Below are 18,210 nucleotides of genomic sequence, written 5' to 3'. Positions count from 1 at the left end.
CTGGTGGAGCAATGTGAAAGATTCGCCGCAATTCCGGTGCGTCATGTTGCCACTGATCAGGGCCGTAAAGGACCGCTCGCACCGACGCGCGCGGCATCCGCTCTTGGTCTCAAGAACATGAGGTGCGCTTGCGCGCGCCCACCCAAAGCAATGAGCAACACAATGAGCAGTACCACCACCTATTCACCTATGCCCCTGAGCTGGAAGCAGGCAGACGACAACGTCTTTGTCGCAACCCGCGGGGGAGAGTACGCCGGATTCGTCGAATCCGACAGCACCGCACACGTCGCCTACGACAACCACGGCGTCAATCTCGGGTCCTTCACGAGCCTCGTCGACGCGCGCCAGGCGCTCGAAGGCACGCCTCGACGCAGTATGCGCTCCATTCGACAGACCCTACGCCGCCACCTCTCACGCGTCCGCGCTTAAGGAGTAGTCCTGCGACGTATACGCGTTGGCGTATACGGCCGGGCGTAGCCTGAAGAAAGCACGGGGCATCCGCCTTTGCTACCCCAGCTCACGGGCTCCGATCGGCAGGAGAGCAGTATCGCCACCTCAACGGTCGCGGAAGCGACCAGCAACACTCTCGGACCAGTACGCCAGACATACGCGGGCAACGCTGACTTCCCCCCGATGGCGAAGGCGTATAAGAGCGTGTTGCAGGTGGTTAAAGAAACTGGCCTGCTGCGGCGAGCGGTCTGGTTCTATGCTGTTGTCGCCGCTGGCATCGTCGTAGCTCTCGGCGGGGCGATCACCGGGTTCATCCTGCTCGGCGACAGCTGGTTCCAGCTGCTCATCGCCGCAGCTCTCGGCATCATCTTCACCCAGATCGGATTTCTCGGCCACGAGGCCGCGCACCGTCAGATCCTGACGTCGGGCCCGGCGAACTTCCGTCTCGCCCGCATTCTCATCGGGCTCGTCGGCATGAGCTACTCCTGGTGGGACAACAAGCACACCAAGCACCACGGCAACCCGAACCAGGTCGGCAAGGACCCGGACATCGCCGTCGATACCATCTCGTTCCTTGAGGAGGATGCCGCCAAGTCGCGCGGCTTCATCCGTCTGATCACCCGCAAACAGGGGTGGCTGTTCTTCCCGCTGCTCACACTGTTGGGCCTCAACCTGCACTTGCAGGGGCTTAAGTACCTCTTCACGAAGAAGGACGTCAAGGGTCGGTGGCTTGAGATCGGCCTCATCGTGGGACGTCTGGCAGCCGTGCTGGTGCCCGTGTTCATCATGCTCCCGCTGGGGATGGCGTTCGCCTTCGCAGGCGTGCAGTTTGCCGTCTTCGGTGTCTACATGGGCATTGCGTTCGCTCCTAACCACAAGGGCATGCCGATCATCGAGCCGGGCGCCCGACTGGACTTCTTCACGAAGCAGGTGCGCACCTCGCGCAACATCTCCGGCGGCTGGTGGGTGACCACGTTCCTCGGTGGCCTCAACTACCAGGTCGAGCACCACCTGTTCCCGAGCATGCCTCGCCCATATCTGGCTCAGGCGCGCGAAATCGTTCGTGACTACTGCCTCGCCAACGACGTGCCGTACACCGAGACCACGATCCTCCGCTCGTATGCGATCGTCATCGAGTACTTGAACCGGGTGGGACTCGCCGCAAGCGACCCGTTCGACTGCCCCGCGGTGGCACAGTTCCAGAAGGCGTAGCCTTCCGACCACCAACTTCTGCGGCGAAACGCAACTTCTGCGGCCAGATCCTTTGGGATCGGCCGCAGAAGTTCGTTTCGGCCGCGAAACTTGCGCCCCCGACTGGCTAGAGCAGCCCGAGTTCCAACGCGAGCGTGACGGCGCGGGTGCGGTCTGAGACGCCGAGCTTCTCGAACACATGGAGCAGATGCGTCTTCACCGTCGCCTCGCCAATGAACAGTGACTTCGCGATCGCGGGATTACTGCCTCCAGCGGCGACCAGACGCAGCACGTCGATTTCGCGCGGGCTCAGTTGTGGGCGATCTTCGGATGCCATCCGCATCCGGGTCACGAGCGTCGCCGCGATCGACGGCGCGAGCACCGTATGTCCTTCGGCGACGGAGCGGATCCCGGCGACGATCTCCTCGTGAGGCGCCGCCTTCAGCAGATACCCGCTGGCGCCGGCCTCGATCGCACCCAGGATGTCGTCATCACTCTCATAGGTGGTGAGCACGAGCACGCGCACCTCCGGCAGTTCTTCGGCGAGTTTGGCGGTGGCCTCCGCACCCGAGAGTCGAGGCATTCGCAGGTCTAACAGCACGACATCCGGGCGCAATGTGCGCGCAAGCTCGACGACCTCGACACCATCGGATGCTTCACCGACGACCTCGAGTCCGTCATCCAGCGAAAGCAGGCCGACGATACCGGAGCGCACGATGGGGTGATCGTCGGCGACCAGGACGCGGATCATTCGGATACCCTCTCAGCGGTCAAAGAGCTCTCGGCCGTTAAGGGAATGCGCACGGTCAGGGCCGTGCCGTTCGGCGCCATGTCCGTTACACCCAGCGCTCCGCCCACGAGGGCGACTCGATCACGCATACCGGAGAGTCCGAACCCTCGTCCGCTATCGATCGTCGCCTCCCGTAGACCCCGGCCATCGTCGCGCACGGTGAGAGTCGCGTCCTCGCTGATCTTGAGAACGACGGATGCGGCGCTCGCCGCAGCGTGCTTGCGGACGTTCGCGAGGCCCTCTTGCGCACATCGCAGCAGGACGACCTGGATGTCGCGGGGGACGTCGCACTCAGACGCCTCGACGCGCACGTCCACGCCGGTCTCGCGCTGGAATCGCTCGCCCAGTCGGTGCAAAGCATGCGCCAGCGATCCGGACGGCGTGGACGCTGGAGACTCGACGACTACAAGCGCTCGCGTCTCGCGAAGCGCATCCCGCGCTGTTTCCTCGATCATGGCGATCGTATCGGCAGACCCATCGTGTCGGGCGCGTTCGGCGAGCATCACGATGCTCGTCAGGCTCTGGGCGATCGTGTCGTGCACCTCGCGGGCGAGGCGCGAGCGCTCGGCGGTGGCGCCAGCCTCATGGCTTGCCGCCTTCAGGCTCTTCTGCGCCTCGGTGAGATCGGAGAGCAGACGCTGACGCTCAGCGCCCCAATCGGCGATGCGCGTGATCCACAGCCCCAGGGCGAGGCTGAACGCCGCCGACAGGAAAGAAGTGATGAATCCCGCGATCACGGTCTCCTGCTGGAACCCGCCCCACACCGAATAGGCGAGACCCAGCACAACCGCGTTCGTGAGCGTCACGATAACTGCCTGGGGGACGGAGCGTGCTGTCATCCAGATCAGCGGCAGCACGATGGTCTGCAGCAGGAGCATGTTCGGGTCGAGTAAAACGCCGACCGCGAGGAGCGCGACCAGCGATACCTGGAGAGTCGCGGACGTCGCCGGAGACGGCATCGGTGCTTCGCTGATACAGACGTACCGGCGAGCGCCGAACGCGTAGACGGCAAGGATGCCAGCCGCGACGGCGACCAGCATCCACGGTGATCCGACAAATCGGGGAGTGTCCACGAACGCGATGATCGTGATCACGATGAACAGCGCGCCGCTGGCGATGTCCCACCCCAGACGTTCGCGGCTGCTCGTGTTCATATGTCCACTCTTCCACCCCGATGAGAGGCGCGCGCCACTCATCCGTTGCGATGGATCCAACGGAAGGTGAGCCTGCTGATCACGAGTCCGACGACGAGCCACCCGACGAGCACGAGCGCGATGAGCCCGAGATCCCAGGATCCGCTGACTTCGGCGGCTTTGAATGAGTCCGGAAGGAACACCGAGCGCATGCCCTGCGCGATCCACTTCACCGGTAGCACGCCCGCGGCATTCTGCAGCCATTCGGGGAGCATCGAGAAGGCGATGTAGACGCCGGAGATGAACTGGATGAGCAGCACGATCGGGATGACGACCGCGGCGGCGGACTTCCCCGTACGGGGAACGGCAGACAGCGCGATTCCGAGCAGGGTGCAGGTGATGAGCCCGAGAACGAAGACCCAGGCGAATCGGCCCCAGGCGGCAGCATCCGCCGGCAGCTCGACGCCGTAGAGCGCGACAGCGACAACGATCAACAGGGCGATCTGCATGATGGCGGTGACGAACACCTCACCGAGCTTGCCGATGAAATAGGTGAGGGGCGCAACCGGGGTGCCGCCGAGGCGCTTGAGGGTACCGTCGCTCTTCTCCGCTGCAATCTCGAGCGCGGGGCCCTGCACGCCGGAGAGCAGGATGCCGCCGGCGATGAGCCCCGGAAGGTAGTAGGTGGCCATGCTCACGGCATCGGGTCCTTCGCCGATATCGCCCGTGAAGATCGTGGCAAAGATGACGTACATCAGGGTCGGGAACAGAAAGGTGAAAAACACCTGGTCGCCCGCGCGGAAGTACTGGCGCAGCTCGAAGGGGACGCGCCGAAGGCCGAGGCGGAAGGTGCGTGCCAGGCCGAACCTCTCGGTGGCGGTCACTGTCGTGGCGTTCATTGTCGTGGCGTTCATTGTCGTGGCGTTCATGTTCACAACTCCTGAGAAATAGCGGAGGCGGCGACGGGGAAGTGCGTATTTCCGGGGTCTGCCTCCCGGACGGGCGGCAGATCTCCGGAGTTGTGCGCGGCGTTGGCGTCGGACTGCTCGCGGATCAGGCCGAGGTAGATGTCCTCCAGAGTGGGGCGGACAATCTCGAGGCCGCGAGGCTCGCCGCCGTCGCGGAAGAGCTCTGCCACGACGGAGCCTGGCTTGTCGGTGCGCTCCTCACGTGTCGTACCGTCGGCGTCGATCCAGCGCACGAGGGGGATGCGGGCATCCGCCCCGCCGATCTCATTGATGCGGCCGATCGCGGAGATCTGACCGCCCGTGATCACCGCCGCACGGTCGCCGAGTTGGGCCGCCTCGTCGAGGTAATGAGTGGTGAGCAGGATGCTGGTTCCTTCGGCTTTGAGCGAGCGGATCAGATCCCAGAACTGGTGACGTGCCTCGGGATCGAAGCCCGTCGTCGGCTCGTCGAGGAAGAGGACCTCGGGTCGGCCGATGATGCCGAGGGCGACGTCTATGCGACGCTGCTGCCCGCCGGAGAGTTTGCCGACGCGTGTCTTCTGCTTCTGTTCGAGTCCGACCGCCGCGATGACCTCGTCAATGTCACGGGGTCGGGGGTAGTAGCCGGCGAACTCGGTCAGCAGTTCCCGAACAGTGAAATTTCCGGCCTCGCCGGTGGACTGCAGGACGATGCCGAGCCGTGCCTTCCAATCCAGCCCACCGCGCTGCGGATCAACGCCCAGCACACGGACATCGCCGGACGTGCGTTTGCGGTATCCCTCGAGGATCTCGATTGTTGTCGACTTGCCTGCACCGTTGGGCCCGAGCAGCGCGAAGGTCTCGCCGCGATGGATGTCGAAGCTGATGCCGTCGACGGCGGTAAAGCTGCCATAGGACTTTCGCAGGTCACGAACCTCGATCACGTTTTCCGTCATGGTTCCAGCATGGCGGTGGAGCTACCGCGGTGCCAGCAGTGGGGAGACTGATATCGGCATCCACTGATCGGTGGATGCCAACCCTTTCGGAGCACCGAACGATTCGCTACCTTGTGGGCATGGACGATTACTCAGGGTTGGCGGCAGGACTAGGAATCGGCGCGCTCATCTTCGCGCTGGTGATCTACCTCGCTGTCATCGCGTTGACGCTATGGATCGGATATCTGATCATGCGGACGGCGGTGAAGAACGGCATCCTCCGCGCTGATGCAGAGAGGGCGGCGCAGCGCCCACCAGGCGTATACGGTGCACCGCCCCAGGGTGGGCACGGTGGCCCGCAACAGCATCGCTGACACCGAAACCCGTGACCCGGCCTAGGGTCGAAGTATGGCTGAACTGCACGACCTGACCGCGATCGAGCAGCTGGCGGTGTTGCGGGCGAGCGACGTCAGCCCCGTTGAGCTCGTCGCGCATTATCTCGACCGGATCGAGCGCGTCAACGGCGCGGTGGGAGCCTTCGTCGAGGTGACGGCGGATGCTGCGCTCGCGCGAGCCGCATTGCTTTCGGCTGCTGCGCCCGCGGGGGCGCTGTGGGGTCTGCCGTTCGCCGACAAAGACCTCGTGGCTCGCGCGGGCGTGCCGACACGATTCGGCTCCCAGCTGCACCGCGACTTCGTTCCGGATGCCACAGCCGATCAGGCGGCGGTGCTCGATGAGGCCGGGGGCATCAGCCTCGGCAAGACGAACACCCCCGAGTTCGGATTGACGGGATACACCGAGTCGAAGGTCGCGCCTCCCGCGCGAGACCCGTGGAACACGGACAACGGCGCGGGGGGATCGAGCGGAGGGGCCGCGACCGCTGTGGCTGCCGGGCTGCTGCCGCTCGCCCCGGCTTCCGACGGTGGCGGGTCGATTCGAATTCCCGCCGCAACCGTCGGAGTCGTCGGACTGAAGCCGTCTCGGGGGAGGATCTCATTCGCATCCGGACTCGACAGCCCCGGCGGGCTCGCAGTCGCCGGCCCCATCGCGCGCACCGTCGCGGATGCCGCGCTGCTGCTGGACGTGCAGGTCAGCGGACGGCCGTATCCGTACGCCACCGGGGCACCGGGGCGCGGCTCTTTCCTCGATGCGGCGACGGCGGCCACGGCATCCGCTCGCATCGGCGTGACGATGGTCTCACCCTGGGATGACGACGAAGACATCGCACTCGACCCGGACGCGGCGCGCGCTGTCGACGTCGCGATGGCGCTGCTGACGGATGCGGGGCAGGGCATCGACGAGTTCGACTGGCGTCCGCGCGGGTACGCGGAGATGTTCACCACGATCTGGCGCACGAGCGCTGCGCGAATGACCCTGTCGGATACTGAGCTTGAGCTGGTCGAGCCGATCACCGCGTGGCTCGCCCGCGAGGGGCGTGCCCTCAGCGGCACCCAGGTGCTGGATGCGCTCGCCGCTGCGACGGTGTTCGAGCGCGAGACGATCACCGCGTTCGCACCGTTCGACGCAGTCCTGACACCGGCGCTCGCGCTGCCGCCGCGGCCGATCGGATGGTTCCACCCGACCGACGCAGCGGAGAACTTCTCGCAGCAGGTGCGTTATGCGCCGTACTCGAGCTTTGTGAACGTCGCTGGGCTCCCGGCGGTGGTGGTGCCGGTGATGCTGGATGCCTCGGGGCATCCGGTAAGCGTGCAGCTCATCGGGCGCCCCGGAGGGGAAGCGGCGATCATCGCGCTCGCCGCGGAACTGGAGCGCCGCACAGGCGCACTCCCTCGGCCCCCTGTCTGGGACGCCTGATGGCTGGTGTGCGGGATGCCGGCGATCCAGCCCCTTGACGTACCGCGCATCGGGTGCTCAAATATCACACCGGAACTGAGCTCGAGGGGGCAGCATGTGGGGTCGCATCAGAGCGAGCAGTGATCGCGGACTGCCGGGCGGCAGCAGCCACCTGAACCGAATCGAACCGTTCACATTCGGACTCGTCGGGGCGCTGGGTGTGCTCGTCGCGCTTCTGATCGGCGCGATCGTCGGTCAGCTCGCGACGGTCTTGATCTACGTCGGAGTGGCGCTATTCCTCGCCCTCGGCCTCGATCCCATCGTGGTCTTCCTGGAGAAGCGGATGCCGCGTGCGGCGGCGGTGAGCGTGGTCGTCGCCGGAGTGCTGGTGATCTTCGCCGGCATCCTGCTCGCGATCGTGCCGATCATCGTGCGTCAGATCGCCAATCTCATCGAGGATGCCCCGATGCTGATCGAAGACGTGATGAGCAGCGACTGGTTCACACAGGTGACCGGCCAGTACGCCGCCGAGATTGCGAACGCCGCCGATGGTGCTCTGGAATTCATCCAGGATCCCGATAACCTCGGCCAGATCGGCGGCGGGTTGATCGCTGTGGGATCGGGGATCGCCAGCGGGGTCACCGGGGTGATCATCGTGCTCATCCTGACGCTGTACTTCATGGCGTCGCTTCGAAGCATGAAGCGGACAGCCGCGCGGTTCGTTCCCGCGTATCGGCGGGCGCGTTTCACCGAACTTCTCGAAGACGTGTCAACGGCGGTGGGGCGCTACGTGATCGGTCAGGCCAGTCTGGCGTCGATCAACGCGGTGCTGACGATCATCTTGATGAGCATCATCGGGGCGCCGGTGCCGGCGCTGCTCGCACTCATCGCGTTCATCGGCTCGCTCATCCCGCTTGTTGGAACCCTCAGCGCTTCGATCATCATCTCGCTCGTCTGCCTGATCGACGCACCGGTCACCGCGTTGATCGCAGCCGCCTACTACCTCATCTACATGCAGATCGAGGCGTATGTGCTGAGTCCGCGCATCATGAGCCGAGCGGTGTCCGTGCCCGGTGCGATCGTCGTGATCGCGGCGGTCGGCGGCGGCGCGCTCGGCGGAATCCTCGGTGCGCTGGTGGCGATCCCGGTGATGGCGAGCATCATCATCATCGTGCAGAAGGTGCTGTTTCCCGCGCAGGACCGGAAGGTCGTGCCGCCCGACGCGGAGGTGGGGGTCATCGCCTAGGCGACAGCATTCAGAGGCGAGTCCAGCCTTCGATGGGCGCGTCACTCATGAGTCTTGCCTGGATCGTCGAGCTTCGCGGACTGTTCATCGGCGGCATCCTGTTCGTCCGCAGTATCTGCGTCGACGACGATGATCGGAAGCGACGAGGTCTCGAAAACTTCGGTGAACGCCTCGTCTACGGGCACGTCGATCCAGGGGTGATCGTCCTGGGAGTGATCGTATTCACTCGGGACGAGCGCGAAGTCGTCACCGAACTCGGCCAGCCCGGTGCGCACGCTGTGTCGCAGCGCTTGCCGCGCATACTTGTCGCGCAGGATCAGCGGATCGCGGCCGAGATCCTTCATCAGCGCGATCATCATGAATACCAGGATGATGGCGAATGGCAGCGCCGCGATGATCGTCACGTTCTGCAGTGCGCGCAGACCGCTTCCCTCGACCCCGGTGACGAGCAGAACCGCAGCGATCACGCCGACGAGCGTGCCCCACGTGATCGTGACCCAACGCTTGGGCGTCGGGTCGCCCTGCTGTGACATCGTGCCCATGACGAGTGACGCCGAGTCGGCGCCGGTGATGAAGAAGATCGCGATGAGGAGCATCAGCATGATGTTCGTGATGCCGGTGAGTGGCAGGTTCTCGAGCACGCCGAAGAGCACATTCTCCGGCGGCGTCGTCGCCAGCTCTGCTCCGTTCATCTGCAGATCGATCGCGGTTGTTCCGAAGATCGCGAACCACACCAGAGAGATCAGCGATGGAACGGCGATCACGACCAGCACGAACTGCCGGATCGTGCGGCCACGGGAGATCTTGGCGATGAACATGCCGACGAACGGCGACCACGAGATCCACCACGCCCAGTAGAAAATTGTCCAGGATGCCAGGAACTGCTCCGTCGCTTCGCCTTGCGCGCCCGAGCGACCCATCATCTGGGGAAGGTCATTGATGAACTCGAAAGCGATTGCCGGGATCATGTTCAGGATCAGCAGCGATGGGCCGACGAAGAAGACGAACAACGACAGCACGATGGCCGCTACCGAGTTGATATTCGACAGTGCCTGGATGCCCTTGGACACGCCGGATGCTGCGGAGGCGATGAAGCAGGCGGTGAGGACGGCGATCACGGCGATGAGGACGCCGTTGCCGATCTCGCCGATGCCGGCGACGAGCTCGACTCCGTGACCGATCTGCAGAGCGCCGAGACCGAGAGACGCCGCCGTTCCGAAGAGCGTCACGAGGATCGAGAAGATGTCGATCGTCTTGCCAATCGGGCCCGTCGTCTTGTGCTCGCCCAGCAAGGGCGCGAACACCGACGAGATGAGCGGCGTGCGCCCTCGCCGGAAGGATCCGTATGCGATGGCGACGCCCACCAGTGCGTAGAAAGCCCATGCCTGCGGGCCCCAGTGATACAGAACCTGGGCCTGTGCGGTCTGCATGGCCTCGAGCGTTCCGCCTTCGACGGTTCCCGGTGGCGGGTTGTCGAAGAATGTCAGCGGCTCTGCGGCGCCCCAGAACACCAGGCCGATGCCCATGCCCGCGGCGAAGAGCATCGAGATCCAGGAGAACATCGAGAACTCCGGGGCTTCATCGTCGCGCCCGAGGGGAATGCGGCCGTACTTGCTGACGCCGAGGAAGATCATGAACAGCAGGATCGCTGTGGCCACGGAGGTGAACAGGACTCCGGTGTACTCAATGACCCAATTCAGTGTGGACTGCGCAGTGGTGGAGAGGCTCTCGCCGCCGAGGATGCCCCAGCCGATGAATGCGACGACAAAGGCCGCTGCGACACCGAACACCAACCAGTCGGTGCGATACACCCGTCCGGTCTGCTCGACCCCCACGCCGGGGATCAGCGCCGGGTGCACGCCCTTCGGCGACAGGTCCTTCAGGCTGCGCGCGATATTTCGTGCGACTTTCACCGCGCGTGTGGGCGGGCGTGCTGTCGATGACCCGTCTGGGGCGTTCTTCCGCGTTCCCTGATCGCTGTTCACGAGACCCATACTTGCAGTGTCTGGGTCGTAGCGGAGGTAGGGTGAGCAGAAACGGAGGGATGCCGCAGTGATCACTCGGTTCGAAGAGCTTGACTGGCAGCCCACCCCGATCGGCGACCTGATGCTGCGACGGCGCACGGAGCCGTCGGTAGGACAGGAGATCTACGAGGTAAAACTCGGTGACGAGTACCTCATGTCGAGTCTGTTCACGGTGGCGGAGGAAGAGCTGGCAAATCTCGGACTCGCCGCTGTCGAAGGCGATGATCTGTCCGTCCTGGTGGGAGGCCTCGGGCTCGGGTACACAGCCGTCGCCGCTTTGCGTGACGAGCGCATGCGCGCGCTCACGGTGATCGACAGGCTCGGTGCGGTGATCGGCTGGCATGAGCGCAAGCTGCTGCCGGCGTCGGCCGAACTCGTCGAAGATGCTCGAACGACGCTTGTCGAGGACGATTTCTTCGCCATCGTTCGGGCTGAGCCTGCGGGGGACCGTGCCGGATACTCGGCCATCCTGCTCGACGTGGATCACTCACCGCGACACCAGCTGGATCCCACCCACGCCGATCTTTATACGGCGGCGGGGTTGCGGGCTCTGGACCGGCACCTCGCAACGCGGGGGATCTTCGCGCTGTGGTCGGATGATCCGCCTGACGATGTCTTCATGATCGAGTTGAACGCGGTGTTCGACGATGCCGTCGCGCATGTCGTGGACTTCGACAATCCGGTCACGGGTGGCGTGTCATCCAATACGGTCTACGTCGCGCGCAGTCGCGGCTGACCGAGACTGCGCGGGTCAGGCTCAGCGGCGGACGCGCGCGCGGGATTTCGCCACACTGGCGAGCGTCGCGCGCAGCGGTGTGCCGAGGTAAAGTCCGAGCGAAGCCCCGGCCGCGAGGCCCACGCCGATCGTGGCAGCCAACACGAGCGGGCTGATGCCGGCTAGCATCCCCTCGACCGTTCCGTCGGAGTCGACGATGCCGAGCAGCCCGCGGAACACGGCGGAGCCGGGCACGAGGGGGACGATCGCCGCGGTGGTGACCGCGACCGAAGGAACATGCTGGTTGCGGGCGAGAAGCACGCCGATGAAGCTGGCAAGGAGAGCCCCCACGCCGCTCGCACCGGCCGCGTGGATGTCGAGCAGTATCGCGAGGTTGTAGCCGATGATCGCGATCACGCTCAGCAGGGCGCTGACGACGATGATGCGCATCCCGGCGCCGTTGAACAGGGCCACGGAGACCGCAATAATGATGGCGCCCACGATCTGAGAGGGGAGCGATCCGAACGGCAGGGTGTCGGTGGGCAAGGCCATGCTGAAACCGACGAGACGGGCGAGTTCCAGTCCGATCAAGATGCCGAGCACGACCCCCAGGGTCTGCATCGTGAGGTCGAGGATCCGGCCGACCGCCGTTACCGCGAACCCGTCGATAGCATCCTGAGCGGCACCGACGACGGTGAGTCCGGAGAGCATCAGCACGATCCCCGATGCGACCATGATCGACGGTTGCACGTCAGTGAACGGCGTGATGTTCGCAGCGCCCAACGCTGACACGATGGTCGCGACGGCGGTGATGACGAATGCGCCGGCAGTCTGGCTGAAGAACGACGGCACCTGAATGCGTGCCAGCCCTGCCTGGGTGAACGCGGCCCCGAGCGCTGCGATGAAGGTCAGCAGCATCATCAGCGGTGAGGCGCTGAACAGGAACGCGACGCCGACGGTGAGCAGTGCGCGCGAAACGATCACGACAATCGGGCGGTACAGGAATGGCGTGCGGCGGATGACACGGAATGCCAGGCGTGCTTCGCCGAGCTCCATCCCCTCGCTGATGTCGACCAGGAGCGCTTGCAGGCGCTGCAGTTTTGCGTGGTCGGGTGACGCGGCTTTGACCACGCGCAACAGGGTCGTGGGCCAGTCCTCCTCACCGCGGTGGTACGAGACGTTGACCGAGTTATAGGTGACGTCAACGTGCACACCGGTCAGGCCGTACACCTGGGCGACGCGGACGATGGCGAAGGTCACGTCGTGCGCGGAGGCACCGACCGTGAACATCGACTCACCGATCCGCAGCGCGAGGTCGAGGATCTTGACGACAACAGTCTCGTTGAGCACCGGATACGCCTCGGTGAGCGCGACCTCGGACGGATCGGACCGGATCACACGGCGCACGGTGCTCAGCAGCCGCCAGGGGTGTTCGCGAGGCATGTACCCATTCTCTCCGCGCGACGGCTGAACGTCACCCTTGCGGGACAGAGTCTGCGTTCTGGTTCGGATGAAGACGGATTCGACCACGGAGGAACGGCAGCGTCGGCGCCCGGTATTCCAGCGCCGGCCGGTCGTGCGGTTCGAGGGTAAAGTCCGCCTGTCCGAAGCGCCAGAGCCGGTTGAAGAGAAACACGCCCACTGTCACCGTTCGGTCGGACGGCACCTGCCACGTGCCCAGGCCCCACTGCGTCGGCTGTCCGCGGCCTTCGATGATCAGTGTTGGTCTGACGCCGGCGTACAGAGCGAACCAGGGCTTGTGTAAGGTCAGCTCGATGCGGCGACTCTCGTTGTCAGCGTTCACCTTTGCATCGACTCCCGGGGGTTGGATTGCGATCAGCTTAGCTGTGGCGCGGGGAGTCGCTCGTCCGTGCTCCGACTACGAGAGTGGCACGGGATGCAGCCTCGTCACCTCGCGAGTCGCGAGGTCGATCATCACGGCGCTGTCTTCGGGGACCGGTGTCCATCCTTCTGCATCGAGGCCGCTGGAGATCACGTGAACGGCGTCGACCGTGATGCGGTAGTTCATGGCGTAGTACTCGGTCGCGTGGCTGGCGGGCATCGCCTCGTCGGACTCGAAGAGCTCGCGTAGGGATTCGACGGGCGAATCGACACGGCTGTTGATATGAATCGCGAACAGCTTGCTCGGGGTCAGGAGAAGGGCGTTGAGGCTCGAGTTGGGGAACTCGCGAACCAGGATCTCAAGCGCACGAGTGACACCCTCTGCTTCATCGCCTGCAGCTTCATCGATGCATTGCATGACGAGACGGAAGTAGCGCTCGCTGTCGGTGTCGCCGATGAGTTTGTCTTGTGACGCCGTGCTGAGCTGTGATTCGAGGTGAGAGATCGGAGAGATATGTCCGTTGTGCGCGAATGCGTAGCCGTCATCGGTGAAGGGGTGCGTGTTCTCGGGCGACACGGGCAGCCCGCCGGTCGCCCAGCGCAGGTGCACGAGCCCGCAGCATCCGAGTTCCTGTTCTGACAGTGCCGTGTAATGCGGGTCGAGGGAAGCGTTGAGCGCGGACGATACCGCTTCGGTGTCGCCACCGAGCGCGCGATGCCATGCCATGCCCCACCCATCGCCGTGCACCTCGGTGAGCGCGGTGAACGTCTCGAAATCGTCGTGTCCGAGAACATCGACGATCGACGTCGGACGGGTGGTGACGTAGCCAAGCAGTCGGCACATGGGGCTGTTCTCCTCTCGTTGCAAGGCCGAGTTTCCCCTCTTCGACGCGTGCAGGCAACCCCGGCTCATCGGTTCCGCTCTCCGCGCAACCGCTTCTGCCGTTATCGAGTCGACCTGACACACTGGGCGCATGCGCACTGTCGGAGTTGAAGAAGAACTGCTGCTCGTAGACGCGGAGACGGGCCGGCCACGATCGGTTGCTGCGCGCACGCTGAGGTATGCCGAAGAAGTCGCGAACCCTGTCGAGCCTCCCAGCGGCGGCGCATCGGCCGACGTCGAGGAACCGCCAGGCGGTTCACTCGAGCACGAGTTGCAGCAGCAGCAGGTCGAGACAGACACGATTCCACACACCGACATGGTCGCGCTCGGCGACGATGTTCGGGCGTGGCGTGATCATGCGATCACCGCGGCACGCCGTGCGGGTGCTCGCGTGATCGCCTCAGGAACATCGCCGCTTCGGGTCGAAGCTGCGATCGTCGGCAAGCCCCGTTACCTGCAGATGGTGGAGCACTTCGGGCTGACCACAACCGAGCAGCTCACGGGAGCATGTCACGTGCACGTCTCGGTCGAATCGGACGATGAAGGCGTGGGTGTGCTCGACCGCATTCGAGGCTGGTTGCCTGTGCTGCTCGCGCTGAGCGCGAACTCGCCGTTCTGGCAGGGGGAGGACACGAAGTACGCGAGTTTCCGCTCGCAGGCGATGGTGCGTTGGCCCACGGCCGGTCCCACTGAGACATTCGGGTCTGCGGAGAGCTATCGCGAGCTCGTCCGCTCGATGATCGCATCCGGTGCCATTCTCGATGAGGGCATGGTCTATTTCGACGCCAGGTTGTCGCACCACTATCCGACGGTCGAGATCCGTGTCTCCGATGTTTGCCCGGATGCTGCAGATGCGGTGCTCATCGCAGCTCTGTGCCGGGGTCTCGTGGATACGGCTGCTGCGGCGTGGCGCGCGGGGGAGGAGCCGCTGCCCCTGTCTGTGTCGATGCTTCGGCTCATGAGCTGGCAGGCGGGACGGTTCGGCATCGAAGGTGACCTGATCGATCCGGAAACGCTGAAGCCGCGGGCTGCGCGTGAGATCATCACTGATCTCGTCGACCACATTCGCGCAGCACTGCGCGAGAACGGCGACGAGTCACTTGTCGACGAGCAGATCGAGCAGATCTTCGCGCGAGGTAACGGCGCAATGCGCCAGCGCGCGATGCTCGAGAAGACCGGTCAGCTGAGCGATGTCGTTGCGGATCTCGCCCGCCGTACTGCTGATCTCGCCGGCTGATTCAGGCCGCGGGGAGCCAGCGAATTACGCGGTCGTTGAAATACTCCGGGCGTTGTAGAGGGATGCCATGGCCGCAGTCGTCGATAATCGAGAGTTCGCTGCCGGGTAGTGCTGCGTGGATGCTGTCGGCTGAATCGCGCATCAAACGTCGCTCTCGTCGTCCGACCATGATGATTACGCGCCCCGGGAATGTCGACCATCCCGCGGGTAGCTCGAACCTCATGTTGTCGCCCACGGCGGCCAAGAGCGTTGCCTTCGTGATGCTGGCGCTGGTACTGATGTAATCCTCCATCAGGTGAGGAGGTACGAATAGCTCCCGGGCTTGCAGTTTCGCGAACCATCGTTGGCGAGCCAGGGGAGCGCTGAAGCCGAGCGCGCCGAGCGTGAAGCCAGTGAACGGCATGGCCTTCGCCTGAGCGCTGATGACGATCACTTGGCTTACGAGGTCAGGATGTTCGGACGCAAGTTGAATGGCGAGCTGGGCTCCGAGAGAAAAGCCGATCACGGTCACCGGCCGACTAGGCACCGTCGCGGCGAGCAGCTGCGAGAGCGCAGCGACGGTCTCTGAATGGGAGACGTACGACTCGCCGGCCGAGCGACCGTGGGCAGGTAGATCGGGAACAAGAACGGTGTAATCGGGCTCTAGCCGTCCCCTCAGGGAGTCCCACATCCACCCGGCAACGCCGCCGCCGTGGAGAAGGAGCACGGGCGATGCGTCGTCAGGGCCAGAAAGAGCGAAAAACATGATGCACTCAACCCTGCCAGAGCGCCGCGGTTGTGCGGATCCGGAACTGGAGGCATCGGCCCAAGAGGATGCGCGCTATAAGTCACTTTCAGGAAGTGGGTTTGAGAGTACGCGCCGCATCCGGCCTCGGTGCACTCGTTGCTGGTACAACCACCCGCTTGCGCCGCCGCGCTGGACCCCCTCGTCTTAGCGCAGCACCGCGCGCGCAACCTCGAGTGCAGCGGTGCCGTCGAGTGCGGGCATATCTTCCCAGCGACCGCCTCCGACTGCTACCTCAAATTCTGGCGTCCACACCACCGACTGGAGTGCGGCTACCGTTCCGGTACCCATCTCAACGACGTACGCGACACCGCCGAGTTCTGCGACCCACTTGTCCGTGATCTCGGCGGTTTCGGGAAAGACCTGTTGCAGTCCTGGAATGTCAGGCCTGGTCGACGCGTCGTCTACCGGTGTGACGCCGAGTGAGACCTCGCGGGCATTTGCCCAGTCAGTATTGTCTTCCGGCATCGTCCAGGTACAGCTCACGCCCCACTCGTTGACGCTGTTTCCTTCGATCTGAGTGAGTCCATCGATGTACGGCGCCATCGTTGATTCCAGGTCATCACATGATGAAATGTGGTCGATCGACAGTGTTTTGGGCGCCGGCGGTACTGAGTCGGAAACATCGTTGCCCGGTGAGGCATTCTGGCCAGTGTCCTCAACGGGGTCGGGAGAAATAGCAGCCGCGCAACCCAACAACATCACAGACGAGACAGCGAATATGACAACAGACATCTGAGTTTTCACGCGTAGTAGCTTACCAAGCAACACGTGTTCGCCTCGTCGCTCGGCGGGGCCCGCGAGTTGTCGCGGGCGTGATGCGCAGGAAGGTGTGTGGCCGCTCAGCACTCGACCCCGAACGCCTCCGTAACTCCAGTGTTTCCAGGGCAAAACAAAACCCCCGCCATGTAGAAGCTAGGCGAGGGTTTCCAGGACCACTGTAATGATGACCCCTGTGGCTCTGACGGGCGTCGATCCCGTGACCTCACGATTTTCAGTTGGATTCGGTGAGGTAGCGGGTACTTGTTGGTCGCCGTTTGCCGCGTGATTCCGGGGAAGTCGTCATGGTTGCTCGCGACTGGTTGAGGGTGGTTTCAGAGGGGTTACCGGCACAATATCGGCACGTCGGCCGCGAGATCCAACCCCTGTAAGGTGGGTCGCTCAACGTGGGCGTCGAGTGCTATTCCGGTGTCTGCGCGCGAGTAAGGGTACGAACGTGGTCTCGAGGTCTTGGTAGGAGGAGAGTCCGTCATGCGTAGCGACTATTTCGCCACCGCTGAAGGCCATGAACGTCGGCGCAACGTTGACGTCGTATCGTGATGAGATTCCTGGCGATTCATCGGTGTTGACGAAAAGGGTTTGCACCTGCTTCGCGTGCTTTGAGGCGAATGCAGAAAGAGCGCGTTGGACGTTGAGCCAATGCGCCCCCTGCCAAGTCGGGCCGAGGCCTACGAGTGAGACGCCGCGATAGCCCGAAAGTAGGGCATCGAATGTGTGATCAGTCGCTAGCTGCGCGACAATGCGCGGTGGTGGAGAGAATGTGCTCAGCGTCGGGTTAAGCGCGAAATCTTGTGTTCGCTTCAAGAAACGCAATTCTGCTCTTCCCGTGAGCTTCTGTGGGCTGCCCAACGCGTACCGATCAGCCGTCGACCACACGTAAGTGCGACTCTCCTGGCGCCATGAGAAAAGGGGGGACTGCCATCGCACCTGCATGTAGAAGCCCTCGTCGGGGTGAATCTCCCACCTGTACTCGTTCGCTCGTGGCGGGTCCGAGTGATGGGTTTCAGCGGGGTCGAAGACGTCGACAAGAACGTGCTCACCACGGTGCAGTTCAGGTCTTCTCACGATCGCATCTCCGTGCATCGAGAAGTCATGCGGAGTCAATTGGCCGCCAACCACGTCAAGATTACGAACCGGGTTGGATCCATCCGAGCTGATGTGGAAGGTAATCGAGGGTACGAGACTGGGCCACGATGATGACGTGACCTTGAGCTTGGCGCGCGAACGAACAGCCCAGACCACTCCCGCAATTGCAATGATCGCAGCCAGTATCGTCAGGCTGTTAGCAACTCGTCCGAACCATGTATCGAATGACTCCACTGACTAAGCCTGGCAGACTCGAGACGCGCGGGGGAACTGGCAACCGGTATGGTTCTGGTCGGCAGACTCGCATGCGGTCGCAGAGAAGCCCTGACCTGACCTGGCGTAAGAGTACGTGTGCCGCACGAGTAGAAGCCTCGTAAGAGACAGCGGCTCCGAC

At 63.9% G+C, this 18,210-nt stretch carries 18 protein-coding genes; 7 read left to right on the top strand and 11 right to left on the bottom strand.

Annotated elements, in window-relative coordinates; translation table 11 throughout:
• The first annotated feature begins 162 nt into the window (after positions 1-162).
• Together ACW5CM_RS06475 and ACW5CM_RS06470 are read left to right on the top strand one after the other, a co-directional pair.
• Positions 163-429: a hypothetical protein gene (locus ACW5CM_RS06475; protein WP_439255705.1), complete on the top strand. Its 267-nt coding sequence runs from the start codon at positions 163-165 to the stop codon at positions 427-429.
• A 117-nt stretch (positions 430-546) separates the two neighbouring features.
• Complete coding sequence (locus tag ACW5CM_RS06470) at positions 547-1,662, top strand: fatty acid desaturase family protein (RefSeq protein WP_438253066.1); 1,116 nt, start codon at positions 547-549, stop codon at positions 1,660-1,662.
• A gap of 106 nt (positions 1,663-1,768) precedes the next feature.
• On the opposite strand, the gene ACW5CM_RS06465 is transcribed toward ACW5CM_RS06470, so the two are convergent.
• Genes ACW5CM_RS06465 through ACW5CM_RS06450 form a run of 4 tightly spaced genes read right to left on the bottom strand, consistent with a single transcriptional unit; the run spans position 1,769 to position 5,446 of the window.
• Complete coding sequence (locus tag ACW5CM_RS06465) at positions 1,769-2,392, bottom strand: response regulator (RefSeq protein ID WP_457124537.1); 624 nt, start codon at positions 2,390-2,392, stop codon at positions 1,769-1,771.
• The gene (locus ACW5CM_RS06460) at positions 2,389-3,585 is read right to left on the bottom strand and encodes a sensor histidine kinase (protein ID WP_457124536.1); all 1,197 of its coding nucleotides are present in this window, start codon (positions 3,583-3,585) and stop codon (positions 2,389-2,391) included. Before ACW5CM_RS06460 ends, ACW5CM_RS06465 begins: the two co-directional genes overlap by 4 nt.
• Before the next feature lie 38 nt (positions 3,586-3,623).
• Positions 3,624-4,493: an ABC transporter permease gene (locus ACW5CM_RS06455; protein ID WP_457124535.1), complete on the bottom strand. Its 870-nt coding sequence runs from the start codon at positions 4,491-4,493 to the stop codon at positions 3,624-3,626.
• 2 nt (positions 4,494-4,495) lie between these two features.
• Entirely contained in the window at positions 4,496-5,446 is a 951-nt protein-coding gene (locus ACW5CM_RS06450) for an ABC transporter ATP-binding protein (protein ID WP_457124534.1), read from the bottom strand.
• Between the two features lie 119 nt (positions 5,447-5,565).
• Here ACW5CM_RS06450 and ACW5CM_RS06445 point away from each other — a divergent pair, with 119 nt between their 5' ends.
• From ACW5CM_RS06445 to ACW5CM_RS06435, 3 genes are all read left to right on the top strand, one after another.
• Entirely contained in the window at positions 5,566-5,799 is a 234-nt protein-coding gene (locus tag ACW5CM_RS06445) for a hypothetical protein (protein ID WP_438252982.1), read from the top strand.
• 34 nt (positions 5,800-5,833) lie between these two features.
• Positions 5,834-7,240: an amidase gene (locus tag ACW5CM_RS06440; protein WP_457124533.1), complete on the top strand. Its 1,407-nt coding sequence runs from the start codon at positions 5,834-5,836 to the stop codon at positions 7,238-7,240.
• Positions 7,241-7,334: 94 nt separating this feature from the next.
• Positions 7,335-8,465 carry an AI-2E family transporter gene (locus tag ACW5CM_RS06435; protein ID WP_457124532.1) on the top strand — a complete coding sequence of 377 codons (1,131 nt, stop codon included), beginning with the start codon at positions 7,335-7,337 and terminating at the stop codon, positions 8,463-8,465.
• Between the two features lie 41 nt (positions 8,466-8,506).
• Here ACW5CM_RS06435 and ACW5CM_RS06430 read toward each other — a convergent pair whose 3' ends face one another.
• Positions 8,507-10,459, bottom strand: a complete 1,953-nt coding sequence (locus ACW5CM_RS06430) for a BCCT family transporter (protein ID WP_457124531.1) — start codon at positions 10,457-10,459, stop codon at positions 8,507-8,509.
• Between the two features lie 58 nt (positions 10,460-10,517).
• Between ACW5CM_RS06430 and ACW5CM_RS06425 the strand changes: the two genes are divergently transcribed.
• Positions 10,518-11,225, top strand: coding sequence for a spermidine synthase family protein (locus tag ACW5CM_RS06425; protein ID WP_457124530.1), 708 nt, complete (start codon positions 10,518-10,520; stop codon positions 11,223-11,225).
• Between the two features lie 21 nt (positions 11,226-11,246).
• On the opposite strand, the gene ACW5CM_RS06420 is transcribed toward ACW5CM_RS06425, so the two are convergent.
• The 3 genes from ACW5CM_RS06420 to ACW5CM_RS06410 all read right to left on the bottom strand — a co-directional run bounded on the left by ACW5CM_RS06420 (position 11,247) and on the right by ACW5CM_RS06410 (position 13,890).
• On the bottom strand, positions 11,247-12,647 hold the full coding sequence (locus ACW5CM_RS06420; protein ID WP_457124529.1) for a threonine/serine exporter family protein: 1,401 nt from the start codon (positions 12,645-12,647) through the stop codon (positions 11,247-11,249).
• A gap of 31 nt (positions 12,648-12,678) precedes the next feature.
• A complete protein-coding gene (locus tag ACW5CM_RS06415) occupies positions 12,679-13,008 on the bottom strand; it encodes a hypothetical protein (RefSeq protein WP_438252988.1) in 330 nt (109 codons plus the stop codon).
• A 75-nt stretch (positions 13,009-13,083) separates the two neighbouring features.
• Positions 13,084-13,890, bottom strand: coding sequence for a class II glutamine amidotransferase (locus ACW5CM_RS06410; RefSeq protein WP_439255715.1), 807 nt, complete (start codon positions 13,888-13,890; stop codon positions 13,084-13,086).
• Between the two features lie 130 nt (positions 13,891-14,020).
• Here ACW5CM_RS06410 and ACW5CM_RS06405 point away from each other — a divergent pair, with 130 nt between their 5' ends.
• Positions 14,021-15,166, top strand: coding sequence for a carboxylate-amine ligase (locus tag ACW5CM_RS06405; RefSeq protein WP_457124528.1), 1,146 nt, complete (start codon positions 14,021-14,023; stop codon positions 15,164-15,166).
• Position 15,167: 1 nt separating this feature from the next.
• On the opposite strand, the gene ACW5CM_RS06400 is transcribed toward ACW5CM_RS06405, so the two are convergent.
• The 3 genes from ACW5CM_RS06400 to ACW5CM_RS06390 all read right to left on the bottom strand — a co-directional run bounded on the left by ACW5CM_RS06400 (position 15,168) and on the right by ACW5CM_RS06390 (position 18,050).
• Positions 15,168-15,911, bottom strand: coding sequence for an alpha/beta fold hydrolase (locus ACW5CM_RS06400; protein WP_457124527.1), 744 nt, complete (start codon positions 15,909-15,911; stop codon positions 15,168-15,170).
• A 186-nt stretch (positions 15,912-16,097) separates the two neighbouring features.
• A complete protein-coding gene (locus ACW5CM_RS06395) occupies positions 16,098-16,496 on the bottom strand; it encodes a hypothetical protein (RefSeq protein WP_457124526.1) in 399 nt (132 codons plus the stop codon).
• Between the two features lie 615 nt (positions 16,497-17,111).
• Positions 17,112-18,050, bottom strand: a complete 939-nt coding sequence (locus tag ACW5CM_RS06390; protein ID WP_457124525.1) for a thioredoxin family protein — start codon at positions 18,048-18,050, stop codon at positions 17,112-17,114.
• Positions 18,051-18,210: the final 160 nt, after the last annotated feature.

The organism is Microbacterium wangyouchuni, assembly GCF_054072595.1.
This window is presented reverse-complemented; position numbering and strand designations above follow the sequence as displayed.

Coding starts and splice junctions, on each gene's coding strand:
- ACW5CM_RS06445 (WP_438252982.1), top strand. CDS start 5,566: ATGGACGATTACTCAGGGTTGGCGGCAGGACTAGGAATCGGCGCGCTC.
- ACW5CM_RS06465 (WP_457124537.1), bottom strand. CDS start 2,392: ATGATCCGCGTCCTGGTCGCCGACGATCACCCCATCGTGCGCTCCGGT.
- ACW5CM_RS06440 (WP_457124533.1), top strand. CDS start 5,834: ATGGCTGAACTGCACGACCTGACCGCGATCGAGCAGCTGGCGGTGTTG.
- ACW5CM_RS06400 (WP_457124527.1), bottom strand. CDS start 15,911: ATGTTTTTCGCTCTTTCTGGCCCTGACGACGCATCGCCCGTGCTCCTT.
- ACW5CM_RS06435 (WP_457124532.1), top strand. CDS start 7,335: ATGTGGGGTCGCATCAGAGCGAGCAGTGATCGCGGACTGCCGGGCGGC.
- ACW5CM_RS06420 (WP_457124529.1), bottom strand. CDS start 12,647: ATGCCTCGCGAACACCCCTGGCGGCTGCTGAGCACCGTGCGCCGTGTG.
- ACW5CM_RS06450 (WP_457124534.1), bottom strand. CDS start 5,446: ATGACGGAAAACGTGATCGAGGTTCGTGACCTGCGAAAGTCCTATGGC.
- ACW5CM_RS06455 (WP_457124535.1), bottom strand. CDS start 4,493: ATGAACGCCACGACAATGAACGCCACGACAATGAACGCCACGACAGTG.
- ACW5CM_RS06395 (WP_457124526.1), bottom strand. CDS start 16,496: ATGGCGCCGTACATCGATGGACTCACTCAGATCGAAGGAAACAGCGTC.
- ACW5CM_RS06430 (WP_457124531.1), bottom strand. CDS start 10,459: ATGGGTCTCGTGAACAGCGATCAGGGAACGCGGAAGAACGCCCCAGAC.
- ACW5CM_RS06460 (WP_457124536.1), bottom strand. CDS start 3,585: ATGAACACGAGCAGCCGCGAACGTCTGGGGTGGGACATCGCCAGCGGC.
- ACW5CM_RS06410 (WP_439255715.1), bottom strand. CDS start 13,890: ATGTGCCGACTGCTTGGCTACGTCACCACCCGTCCGACGTCGATCGTC.
- ACW5CM_RS06405 (WP_457124528.1), top strand. CDS start 14,021: ATGCGCACTGTCGGAGTTGAAGAAGAACTGCTGCTCGTAGACGCGGAG.
- ACW5CM_RS06475 (WP_439255705.1), top strand. CDS start 163: ATGAGCAGTACCACCACCTATTCACCTATGCCCCTGAGCTGGAAGCAG.